The organism is Segatella salivae DSM 15606, assembly GCF_000185845.1.
In the GTDB taxonomy this organism is placed as follows: domain Bacteria; phylum Bacteroidota; class Bacteroidia; order Bacteroidales; family Bacteroidaceae; genus Prevotella; species Prevotella salivae.
In genome coordinates this window covers 2,383,963-2,397,322 of the sequence record NZ_GL629647.1, presented here as the reverse complement: position 1 = coordinate 2,397,322, position 13,360 = coordinate 2,383,963, and the positions used below count along the sequence as shown (strand labels likewise).

Below are 13,360 nucleotides of genomic sequence, written 5' to 3'. Positions count from 1 at the left end.
CCCGTGGCAGCGGTGCGCGAGGCAGCGAAGGCTTTAGACAAAGGGCTCGGTGTTTACGCAGGCATTCAAAGTAAGGCGGTTGACGCGGAAACGGCTGAGGTGCGTGGAATGTTGAAAGACTTAGAGCGCTTTGCAACTGAGGTGACGGCATTAGGACTGGCGCCAGTTACGGCACAGTTGAAGACGGTGAACGATGAGTTTCAAAAGGTGTATAACACGCGACAGGAAAAGGCTGTGGACCAGAAGATGCCGGCATTGAGTGAGGTTCGTCCGCAGACCGATGCCGTCTTTGGCGTAGTTAGTCGCTACATTGAGGCCAGCTATCTCTTTGCCACAACCGACGACGACCGCGCCCTGATAGAGCGTTTGGTTGACCGCATGAATCAGGAAAGCGAGCACTTCAAGACTTCGCACAAACAGAGCATGGCGCAGAAGAAACCCACGCCTAAGCCTACGCCAGAGGAAGAAAACAGGCTAAAAGCAGGATTCCCAGCACTTGAACAGCAAATGGAACTTGAAAATGGCAGCCTCTCGTTTACTGGCAAGACAAAGGGCACGGCAGCCAAGCGCAAATATGAATTGGCCATAACAGGCAAGACCACAGCCGATGGCAAGCCCAAAACCATTTGGGTAGGCGTGAATAAGGATGGCTCGCTGTCTCTCGTAGAGGAGAAGAAGCTGAAGGCGAATGAAAAGCCGAAAACGGGCGGCGGAACAACCGAACAGCCCAACTTCGGCATTAAACATAAAAACCAACCATAAAATTGTCGAGCTTAGGGAAATGCGCAAAGCCGCATTCATAAATTAACTCTTATTGCGACGAAAACCTGCGCAGCGGCGTAGTTATACAATAGGTATCATCATAAATACTCCTAAGTCTAAAGTGGTGGTGCAGCGCTGTTGAGATAACAGCGCTGCACCCTTTTTTATGTGGATTTGATTTTTATACTTAAATCTCAATTCATCAAATACTAAAAGAGCCGTTTGAACGTTGTTATAACATACGAATCATAAATCTTTGAAACCAAGAACGCAATCTATAAAAATAACCATCGCATGAAAACAAGAATCATTTCAGCCGCCATTCTCGCCATAGGCTTGATGGCTTTGGGCCTTTTCATCAAAGGCGGTATCGACGATTATGCTAACAAAGACCGACAGGTGAGTGTGAAAGGATTGGCCGAACGCGAGGTCTCTGCAGACAAAGTGACGTGGCCCATCGTGTCGAAAGAACAGGGCAACAACCTGCTTGAACTCTACGACCGCATCGCCGTGAAGCAACAAAAGATTAAGCAATTCTTAATCAAAAGCGGCATTCAACCCAACGAAATCAGTATAAACCCACCAAAGGTGGTTGATGTAAAAGCCGAGCAGTATTCTTCAAACGAAAGAGAATATCGCTATTATGCAACGCTCATCATCACGGTTACTTCGCACAAAGTAGACCTGGTGAGAAGCATTATCGCCCGTCAAGGTGAGCTGCTCAAACAAGGCATCGCGATTGTTGCAGACGACGACGAAGACTTCATCGACTACGACTATGTTTCGTTCAAGGCCATGAAGCCTCGCATGATGCAAGAAGCTATCGCCAACGCGGAAACGACTGCCCAGCAGTTTGCCAAGAACAGCCATTCAAAACTCAATAAAATTGTGAGTGCAGACCAAGGCCAATTCAGCATTGAAGACCGCGATTCAAACACGCCTTACATCAAGAAGGTTAGAGTGGTGACCACCGTAACCTATTCGCTGAAGGACTAATAGCAGAAAAGCACCCTCGAACCGCAATCCATAACAACATTCATCACACCATAAACATGAACAGAAAGTTTTATCTTAAAACGATTATTACAACACTGTTGTTCAGTCTTTCCACACTTACAGCACTGGCTCGCGGTGGCGATTTCACCGCCGGCAAAAACACTTTTTTGCTGAATGGCCAGCCCTTTGTGGTCAAAGCTGCCGAACTTCACTATCCTCGCATCCCGCGTCCCTATTGGGATCAGCGCATCAAGATGTGCAAGGCACTCGGCATGAACACCATTTGCCTTTATGTTTTCTGGAACATCCATGAACAGCAAGAGAGTAAATATGACTTCACAGGCAACAATGACGTGGCTGCTTTCTGCCGATTAGCACAGAAAAACGGCATGTATGTCATCGTGCGTCCTGGTCCTTACGTGTGTGCTGAATGGGAAATGGGTGGACTTCCCTGGTGGCTTTTGAAGAAGAAAGATATTCGGTTGCGCGAAGACGATCCTTATTTCTTGGCACGTGTAAAGGCTTTCGAGGCTGAAGTGGGGCGCCAATTGGCTCCGCTAACGATACAGAATGGTGGACCAATCATCATGGTGCAAGTAGAAAATGAATATGGTTCCTACGGCGTCAACAAGCAATATGTCAGCCAAATTCGCGATATTGTGAAAGCTTCGGGCTTTGACAAGGTAACGCTGTTTCAATGCGATTGGGCCAGCAACTTTGAGAAGAATGGCCTTGATGACTTGCTTTGGACCATGAATTTCGGTACGGGTTCGAATATCGATGCACAGTTTAAGCGTCTCAAACAGCTTCGACCTGAGACGCCATTGATGTGTTCTGAGTTCTGGAGTGGCTGGTTTGACAAGTGGGGAGCACGTCATGAAACGCGACCGGCAAAGGCTATGGTGGAAGGCATTAATGAGATGTTGAGCAAGAATATCTCCTTTTCGCTCTACATGACTCATGGAGGAACCTCCTTCGGTCATTGGGCTGGAGCCAATAGTCCGGGCTTTGCGCCCGACGTAACGTCGTATGATTACGATGCACCTATCAATGAATATGGCCATGCTACGCCTAAGTTTTGGGAACTGCGCAAGACAATGCAGAAGTACAACGGAGACAAACGGCTGCCCGATGTGCCTAAACCCGCAGCGCCAATCATCACGATTCCGAAGATGACGCTTACTGAATTCAGTCCGCTTGACTTAGGGATGAGTATGCCAACAACGAGCCATGACATCAAGAGTTTTGAGGAAATGGATCTTGGTTGGGGTGCAATGTTCTACGCAACCAAACTTCCTCAAATTGAAAAGTCAAGCCGGTTGTCTCTCAATGAGGCACACGACTATGCACAAATCTTTATTGATAACAAACTCATTGGCACGATAGACCGCACGAAAAACGAAAAAAGCATCAAACTTCCACCTGTGAAGCAAGGGGCAACCCTAACCATTCTTATCGAAGCGATGGGGCGCATTAACTTCGGACGCGCTGTGAAAGACTTTAAGGGAATTACCGAAAGTGTGACCATCGACACTGAAATGAATGGCCATGACGTGAGTTATCATCTCAAAAACTGGGTGATTGCACCGATTCCCGACAGCTATCAAACGGCACAACATGCCTTCGACAAGCTGGATGAAACCAATCGTTGCTTCAGTCCTATCAACTTTTCTTCGCCGTCTATCGGCTATTATCGCGGTTACTTCAACCTGAAAAAGGTGGGCGACACGTTCCTGAATCTTGAACAATGGGGCAAGGGTCAGGTCTATGTCAATGGCCATGCGCTCGGTCGTTTCTGGCGCATCGGGCCTCAACAGACGCTCTATCTCCCCGGTTGCTGGCTGAAGAAAGGACGCAATGAGATTATCGTCATGGATATTGTCGGCCCAAAAGCTCCCGTGATTTGGGGGCAAGATCAACCAGAACTGAATAAACTGCAGTTGGAAAAGACCAATAAGCACAACAATCCGGGCGACCGCCCAGACCTCAATTCGGCTCAACCCGTAGCCCAAGGAGTTCTTCTTGCCACAGATCTTTGCCAAACTATAGAATTCAATCGCCCTGCCAAAGGCCGCTATATCGCCATAGAATGTAAGAACGTTCACGGCACAAATGATTACGTTGCCATAGCCGAACTCTATGCACTCTATGCTGAAGACTACCGCATCTCACGCGATTCGTGGTCTACACACTATGCAGATAGTGAGGAAGAAGATGGAAATCACACGGGAGATAAGGCCTTCGACCAACAGGAATCAACATATTGGAAGATGCAAAAAGGCAGTTCTTTCCCCCATTTGCTGGTCATTGACCTCGGTGAAGTGCGCACACTCACTGGCCTACAAGTCCTCTCTCGCACCGAAAAAGGAAGTCCGGGAGCGATGAAAGACTATAAAATCTTTGTGTATTAAACCTCATCACCGCGCATCAAACGAAAGACCTAAGCTTTGGATTATTTTTGAAATCCTGTTTCTTTTCAAAGCTTAGGCCTTTCATTTCATTAATACCCGATTCATTCTTACGCAGCCTTCCGCATGCCATTCCATAGGAATCAGCCATCCATCTGTAGCATATTCTGCCACCAACTGACGCATTTCGTTTGGCAATATGCATTTAATGACTTTCAATCCAAATGTTTTCTCTAAAAAACTACTATCTTTGCACAAAACGAATCGAATGAAACGGAACGAAATCTACCTACGCTTCTGCCTCTTGTTCATGGCGCTAACGAGTGTGCTCCCTATGTTTTCACAAGGCTATCACACTAACTTCATGCTCTCACCAGCCCATTTCTGCGACACGATTCCTCTTGAATTTGAAGACAATCAACTATACATTCCCATCACAATGCAGGGCCATCGGCTACGCATTAACCTTGACACAGGCTCAAGTCAAGGCATGATTTTCCAAGGTTCGCGACTCAATTGGAACCGCGATTTGGGGAATGTTGTCTCGCGGGATGCCAATGATCATCTTGACACCATGAAGGTTGTGACCCTCCCTTCCTTTCAGTTGGGCCATCTCACCATTACTGATTATGTCGCTTCTATCATGCCGAAACCCATCGCCAAAAGCCATTATGATGCCATCATTGGCTTTGATCTCTTCCAAAAAGGCATCTGCGCAAAGATAGATACACAGAAGAAGATACTCATTTTAACCGACAATCGTCATGCCTTCGACAACGAACCGGGCTATGACCTGCGCTATAAACTCAAATGGTTTGTGCCTTACGTGCTCGTGAGTCCCTTCATTCGTCATGTCGACGAGGTGCTTTTCGACACAGGTTCTCGCCCACTCTACACGATGAACAAACAGAGTTTCGACCGCCACGCCTATAAAAGTAAGAATGTAGAAAGCCAAGTTGAGGGTCGCACACGCGGTCAGTTAGCCATTGGAGTACATGGCATTGAACTACAAGACGAGGTGGCTTTCCTACATCTTGACCGCTTAAAATGGGATCGATTCGCCCTAACCAACATCCACTCTGTTACCACTCAAGGCTCAAGTAGAATCGGAGCACAACTGCTCAACTATGGAACGATAACGATAAATCCCTTCCGTCGCACATTAACCTTTAGGCCTTTTGTTGACAACGACAGCGTAGAGGTGGGCAATAAGCCCTTCCGTATAGCCTTCGTTCCTAACAAAGGACGAGCTTGTGTGGGCCTCATCTTCGAGCAAAGTGACGTCTACAAAGCAGGTATGCGACAAGGAGATATCGTGCTTTCCATTAATAATAAGCCCATCAATAGCTTTGAAGAATTCCTCCACTACCCTTTCGTTGACGGACAAGTTTACACGTTCACTGTACGAACTAAAGAGGGACAACTGAAAGAAGTGGTAAGTAAAAGATAATGTTTTGCACGCTTTTCATTACCTTTGTCATTAAAACCATGTAACCAACCCTTACCACAGAACATTAAAAACCTTTGCATGAAACACCTGATTCTACTTACCTTATCTTGCCTTTTCTGCCTTTCGACGATTGCTCAACCTGCACTTGTCATGCAAAACAACGTCACTTATCTGAACATGATGAATGGACTTCCGAGCAATTTTGTTGATGATCTCTACACCGATAGTTATGGATTCATGTGGATAGCAACCCATAGTGGTGGCCTTGTTCGTTATGATGGATATGCTTATCGCTACTTCGGCACAGGCAAAAGTGACATGACAACACACAGCAATACGTGTCATAACATCACCGAAGACCGCTTTCATCGGCTCTGGGTTTGTTTCGATGAATACACCGAAGTGATTGACTTAAAGACCATGAAGACCATTGTTCCGAAGAGCACGAACGACAAACTGCGACACCTTCTGCGTCAACTCTCCGTGAAAGTCTATTGTGATTACAAGGGTGCAATATGGCTTGTTGGGCGGTCGATGATAACCCATCTTAGCTTTGATCAAATGGGAAATGTGCACCAAATTCGTCAAATTGCTTACCAAGGGAATACTCCCGACATCACGATAGCCGACATTAACCACGATGGAAGCCTATGGGCTGCCATTGACGGAGGGCTTTATCGTCTCGTGATTTCAGGCAATAAATTAGTGAAATGCAGTCTCGGCGCACCACTTTCTAAGCTTCATAACACCTTCATTACCTCCTTATTACGCCACCAAAACCATATTTGGATAGGCACATGGCAAGGCCTTTTACGTTATGATGTCTCTTCAAACACCCTGCAAACCTATCGACATTCCAACGCCATTCACACGCTTTCACACGATTATGTCTCATCACTTGCCTTGTCTCCCAACAACCAATTGATTGTCGGAACCTTAGGCGGCGTGAACTTCTATCAGCCTAAAAGTGATGAATTCTCCATGTGGACTACCGACAGCAAGCATCATCCTTTGAGCAGCAATTTCGTGAATTGCATCGCCATTGACCATGGTTCAATCTGGATTGGCACAGAAACGGGAGGCATCATCAAGTTAAATCCGCGCCCGCTTCAACTCGAAAATTTCGCTCATTCAACCGAACCGACGAGTCTATCTGCCAATGCTGTCAATGCGATGTATGCCGAACCTGACGGCACGTTGTGGGTAGGAACGGTAGAAGGAGGCTTGAATCGCAAGGCAAAAGAGGCGAAAACCTTCACCCATTTCACAACTGCCAACTCGTCATTAAGCCATAACGCTGTATCAACGCTTGCCGCGGATGACCATCAGAACCTATGGATTGGCACATGGGGTGGCGGACTTAACTTCATCAATCTACGCACCCATGCCACCATTCTGCGGTTAAAGCTTCCCGAAGTCTATGCCCGCCTCACGCAGTTTATAGGCGCCTTGTGCATGGATCAACGTAATCAATTGATGTGGATTGGTACAAATGATGGTGTCTTTGCCTTCGATTTACAACGTCATCAACTATTCGAGCCCTTCAAAAACTGCCGTAATATTCGTGGCGCTATAGGCGCAACAATCGACAAAGAAGGTTTCCTTTGGATGGGATGTGGCACAGGTGTTATCAAAATCGACTTGAAATCAAACCATAAGAACCCACGGATATTCCGTTGCCAGCACATGACTTACAAGTTAGATGCACCCAAAAGTGGTATTATCGACAAGCTATGTGCCTTCTGTCAAGGGCGAGATGGCACACTATGGTTGGGCAGTAATGGGTATGGTCTCTATAAAAGAATCGTCGATAAACACGGAAATCAGCACTTCAAGGCCTACACTCAACGCGATGGTTTGGCACACAATGCCGTGAGAGGTATCGTTGAAGATGCTCAAGGAATGTTATGGATTACGACCGAAAATGGCCTGTCTCATTTCAATCCTCACCGCGAAACATTCACCAATTACACGACAAACGATGGTCTGCTTTCTTCGCAATTCTATTGGAATTCGGCCATAAAGGCTACCAACGGAACCTTATATTTCGGCAGCGATAAAGGCTTGACAGCACTGCTTTACCATCAGCCGACGAAGCTTTTCCGCGGTCGTTTGCGCTTCACTCGACTGCTTGTCAACAACGAAGAAGTGGGCGCCGACTCACAATATCTTTGTGAAGACATCCACCAAGCCAAGGAAATACACATCAGCGAGGCTGATAAATCCATCACGTTTGAATTTTCCTCTCTCAACTTTAGCAACGAAGAGCAGTGTGTTTACAGCTGCCGCATGAAAGGATTTGAACATGATTGGATTCAGTTGAAACCCGGAGAACACAGTATGCGCTATACAAACTTGCCACCGGGAGACTATGAATTTCAAGTGAGATGCGTCTCGGCAACCGATGACAACAATAACTTGACGGCCACAGTGCATGTAGTGGTGAGTCCACGCTTTTGGAAAACCTGGTGGTTTTGCCTGCTTTCACTCATCGTTTTGCTGCTCATGGGGCGCTATCTCTATCAACAGCGCGTAAAAGTGGTGCGTCGTCGTGAGGCAGAACGACTCATGAAACCGATTGAAGAGGCACTCAATGAGAGTGAAGCTCCGTCAGAATTGCAGCAAAGAATTGAGGGAATACTCCATGTGCAGAAGAAGATGACCCAGAGCAAACAACGTTGTTACCTGACCGATCAAACGGAAATGCAGGCAAAACAACAGCCCTTCATGGACCGCGTAATGGCCATTGTAGAGACACATTATAACGATTCAGCCTTTGGAGTGATGGAACTGGCCGACCAATTGGGCATGAATCGCAATCTCGTTAGCCGAAATATTCATGCTGAAACAGGTTGTTCGACAAGTCAATTCCTACGCAACTATCGTTTAGATGTAGCGAAGAAAATCCTCATGGGCAATCCTCATGACCGCAACATCACAGAGATTGCCTACAAAGTAGGCTTCAATGACCCCAAATATTTCACGCGTTGTTACACCAAAAGGTTTGGAGAAGCACCCAAAAAGAGCCTTTCCAATGACGCAAATGCAAAGCAAGAAGAGTGACAACTCATACGAAACAGAAGACAATATCATAAGAAACAGCAGAATGATTTGAGGCAAAAGAGCTTGTCATTAGACCCATTTCACACGATGATTTGACGCAAAACACGCGATGATTTGACGCAAACGACATTGGCTTTCTGCGCTGATGTTTTATGTCTTTTAGCCCATAAATATCCTGAATGAATAGAGATTCGCTGCCACAATCAGGTTAGGCTGTTTACGATGCAGCCTATTTCCAATCCCCTTTCAACACGATTTATCTTTCAGTTTGCAACACATGACGAATTGACATGGCTCATTCGGAATTGCATTTTATCATAAATTATACATTGAAAATAATAACGAAACGAGAAAGTTCGTAATTTTGCATTGCATAAACAAAAGGTTGATTCAGATGAATAAACAAGTTTTTCAGACCAGTTCTCGCAAGCGTTGGAACAGGTTTAGATGGTCATTCCGCTTTATTCTGACCATTTTGATATTGTTGGTTGGCGTTTTCGTCACAATGTTTGCCCTCGAAGGGAGTCCAAATGTGCCTTTCAAGCACGACTATCGTAACGTTGTTTCGGCTGACAATGTCTTTCTGAAAGACAATAAAACAGCACGTACTTATAAGACCTTTCGCGACATCTTTGCGGAAAAAAAGATGCATAACAACTATGCAACGGCTACCATTAACAAACATCGTTTCATAGGAAAGGGCGACGCACTAACTGCTAAATATATTGCCGAATGGAACAACCCACGCCTTGGAGTGCGTGCCGCGTGGTATGTGAATTGGGATAATCGCTCATACAGATCATTGAAAAAGAACCTTAAACACCTGAATATGATTATTCCGGAATGGTTCTTTATCAACATGAAAACCGACAGAGTGGAGTCGAGAATCAATGTAAAGGCGTTGCAACTCATGCGGAAAGCGGGAGTGCCTATTATGCCCATGCTGACCAATAACGTTAAAGGTAGCTTCCGACCAGAGGCAATTGGGCGCATCATGCGCAACCCCATGAAACGCAAACAGCTGATAAATGATGTCATCACACTATGCAAACGGTATCACTTTTCGGGTGTAAACATCGACTTTGAGGAGTTAAATATCAATGACAACCAACTCTTAACAGACTTAGTTAAAGAGCTTTCGACTGCCTGTCATGCGCATAATCTCTACCTCACAGAAGACATTGAACCCTTTAATGAGGACTATGATGTTGTGGCATTAGCAAAATATTGCGACTACTTATTCCTCATGGCATACGATGAACACAACTCAACGAGCACGCCAGGTCCTGTGAGTTCGCAGCAATGGATAGAGAAAGCAACAGACTGGGCGGCCCATTCTATCCCCAATAACAAGATAGTTTTGGCCATGGCGGCATATGGATATGACTGGTCAGGAAAGGATGATTGCGAGAGCATTTCATTCAATCAGTTGATGGCAACGGCTTTAGATGCGGGGGCAAAGGTACACTTTGACGACAACACCTATAACATTGATATGGCCTATCAGGATGAAAACACCGGCCTACTTCATCGTATTTATTCCACTGATGCAGCCACAATGTTTAACACGATGCGTTTCGGCGCAGAATATCATCTGGCCGGTTACTCCGTGTGGAGATTGGGAACAGAAGACAATCGCCTGTGGAATTTCTATGGCAAAGATATGTCGTGGGAAAGTGTTTCATCGTTTAAGTTGCAGAAGATGATGCAACTTCCTGGTACGGAAGACGTCAATTATGTCGGTGACGGCGAGGTACTCAGCGTGGCTTCTGAGCCTCATCCGGGAAAGATTAGTATTGCTTTGGACAAAGACGAGCAACTCATCGCCGAGGAACATTATGTGAAAATACCCTCTACTTACACGGTAGATAAGCTTGGGAAAGCAGGCAAAAAAGAACTTGTTATCACGTTTGATGATGGGCCAGATAGTAGGTGGACACCGACTGTTTTGCGTATCCTTAAGCAGTATCATGTGCCTGCTGCCTTCTTCATGGTAGGCTTACAGATAGAGAAAAACCTACCCGTTGTGAAACAAGTCTTTGATGATGGCCACACGATTGGTAATCATACCTTCACCCACCACAATGTAGCGGAGAACTCAGAACGCCGCACTTATGCCGAATTGAAACTCACTCGAATGCTCATTGAGAGTATAACGGGCCAGAGCACTGTGCTGTTTCGTGCGCCATATAATGCGGATAGTGACCCTACTGAGCGTGAAGAAATTGAGCCAATGATATTGGCAAGTCGCAGAAACTATATCTTTGTGGGAGAATCTATCGACCCAAACGACTGGGAAGTTGGCGTTACTGCCGACCAAATCTATAAGAGAGTGATTGACGGAGTGCATCGCGGTGATGGGCATATCATTCTGTTGCACGATGCAGGAGGTTCGACTCGGCAACCTACACTCACTGCACTGCCACGCATATTGAATACACTTCAGCGTGAAGGTTACCATTTTATTTCGCTTGAAAAATATCTGGGTATGTCGCGTTCGCAGTTGATGCCCGTCATACCGAAAGACAAAGCATACTATGCAATGCAGGCTAACCTGTCGTTGGCAGAACTGATTTATCATGCAAGCGACTTTTTAACAGCGCTCTTCTTGGTATTCTTGGTTCTTGGATTTGCAAGACTACTCTTCATGTATATTCTCATGATACGTGAGAAACGACGTGAGAAACGGCGCTCTTATCCTCTGCTTGATAAGACAAACGCTGCGAAAGTGTCTATCATTGTGCCGGCATATAACGAAGAAGTAAACGTGGTGAGAACTCTGGAGAACTTGAAAATGCAAGACTATCCAAACTTCGATATTGTTTTTGTTGACGATGGTAGTAAGGACAACACATTGAAACGGGTGCAAGAAGCCTTTGCCGATGACCCCAACATCGTTATTCTCACCAAGCAGAATGCAGGTAAAGCCTCGGCTCTAAACTATGGTATTGCACACACAACAGCCGAATATGTGGTTTGTATTGATGCCGACACACAACTGCGAAAGAATGCCGTTACGCTCTTGATGAGGCACTATCTGACTGACACGGAGGGCAAAATAGGAGCCGTTGCAGGGAATGTAAAGGTGGGAAATCAGCGTAACATGCTCACACGTTGGCAGGCTATAGAATATACTACGAGTCAGAACTTTGACCGAATGGCTTATGCCAGCATCAATGCTATTACGGTTGTACCGGGTGCAATCGGTGCATTCAGAAAGAAAGCTATTGAAGATGCGGGTGGCTTTAATACTGATACCTTGGCTGAAGACTGTGACTTGACAATGGGAATCCTTGAAAAAGATTATGTCATTGAGAACGAAAATGCAGCTATTGCGATGACAGAAGCCCCCGAAAGTCTACGTCAATTCGTCAAGCAACGCACGCGTTGGACTTTCGGAGTGATGCAAACCTTCTGGAAACATCGTGCTGCTTTATTCAGTAAAAAGCATAAAGGCTTCGGCTTATGGGCTATGCCTAACATGCTCATCTTCCAGTATATTATTCCTACTTTCTCTCCTCTTGCCGACTTAATGATGTTGTTTGGCTTATTCATGGGTAATGGGTGGCAGATCTTTATCTATTATTTACTGTTCTTACTTGTAGATGGTAGCGTATCAATTATGGCCTATATTGTAGAGAAAGAGCCTTTATGGGTGTTGCTGTGGATTATCCCTCAGCGGTTCTTCTATCGCTGGGTGATGTATTATGTCATCTTCAAAAGCTATATGAAAGCCATTAAAGGGGAGCTGCAATCATGGGGAGTGCTGAAACGAACAGGCAATGTCACGATTGCAAATAAGTAATTCGACCTCATGAGGACAAAGAAACAGAAGATTTTTATTATCTTTGTGGTAAGCAAAAATGATTGATATGATAAAAGCGTTATTCTTTGATATTGACGGAACATTAGTTTCTTTTCGAACCCACGAGATACCAGAGTCAACGGTTAATGCCTTGGAAGAGGTGAAGAAACAAGGCTTAAAAGTGTATATTTCGACAGGGCGCCCACTCTCAATTATCACGAATCTGGGACAGATTCAACACTTAATTGACGGATATATCACTACAAATGGAGCGTATTGCTTTGTTGATAGGAATGGGAAACGAGAGATAATATGCTGCCACGACATCCCCCAAACGGATGTTTGTCAAATCCTTGACGCTGCAAAGAAATGGGATCGGCCTGTTGTAGTCGTTGGAACGAAAGACATCGCTATCTTTAATTACAAAGATATAGTTGATGATGTGTTTTGCAAAAAGCTTGGAGTTACCAATATAGACTACCATAAACCCATCGAAGAAGTACTGAAACAACCGATTCTTCAGCTAACACCTTTCATCTCATCTGCACAAGAAGAGGAGCTCATGAGTGGCATAAAACAATGTACTTCAGGGCGCTGGTGTGATGATTTTACGGATATTACGAATATCAAAGCAGACAAAGGGCAAGGGCTTTTGGCATTGGCTGCACACGAAGGACTGCGACTTAGTGAGACAATGGCTTTCGGAGATGGAGGTAACGACTTAAGCATTATCCAGCAAGCAGGCATAGGAGTGGCCATGGGTAATGGTCGAGAGAACGTCAAAGAAGAGGCCGATTATGTAACAACTTCCGTGGATGATAATGGTATTCGCAATGCCCTCATTGCTCAAGGAATAATAACAGACGACCAGAAAAA

7 protein-coding genes are annotated in these 13,360 nt (G+C 45.4%); all 7 read left to right on the top strand.

Annotated elements, in window-relative coordinates; all coding sequences use genetic code 11:
• The coding region (locus HMPREF9420_RS12920; RefSeq protein ID WP_007135417.1) for a DUF6261 family protein at positions 1 to 762 on the top strand (762 nt) is incomplete at its 5' end.
• Positions 763 to 1,056: 294 nt separating this feature from the next.
• A complete protein-coding gene (locus tag HMPREF9420_RS09435; RefSeq protein ID WP_007135416.1) occupies positions 1,057 to 1,758 on the top strand; it encodes an SIMPL domain-containing protein in 702 nt (233 codons plus the stop codon).
• 56 nt (positions 1,759 to 1,814) lie between these two features.
• Positions 1,815 to 4,169: a beta-galactosidase gene (locus HMPREF9420_RS09430; RefSeq protein WP_007135415.1), complete on the top strand. Its 2,355-nt coding sequence runs from the start codon at positions 1,815 to 1,817 to the stop codon at positions 4,167 to 4,169.
• 265 nt (positions 4,170 to 4,434) lie between these two features.
• A complete protein-coding gene (locus HMPREF9420_RS09420) occupies positions 4,435 to 5,616 on the top strand; it encodes an aspartyl protease (RefSeq protein WP_044078903.1) in 1,182 nt (393 codons plus the stop codon).
• Positions 5,617 to 5,694: 78 nt separating this feature from the next.
• Positions 5,695 to 8,679, top strand: coding sequence for a two-component regulator propeller domain-containing protein (locus HMPREF9420_RS09415; RefSeq protein ID WP_007135412.1), 2,985 nt, complete (start codon positions 5,695 to 5,697; stop codon positions 8,677 to 8,679).
• A 394-nt stretch (positions 8,680 to 9,073) separates the two neighbouring features.
• Complete coding sequence (locus HMPREF9420_RS09410; protein ID WP_007135410.1) at positions 9,074 to 12,484, top strand: glycosyltransferase; 3,411 nt, start codon at positions 9,074 to 9,076, stop codon at positions 12,482 to 12,484.
• A gap of 67 nt (positions 12,485 to 12,551) precedes the next feature.
• A partial coding sequence (locus HMPREF9420_RS09405; protein WP_081457469.1) for a Cof-type HAD-IIB family hydrolase occupies positions 12,552 to 13,360 on the top strand: 809 nt, incomplete at its 3' end.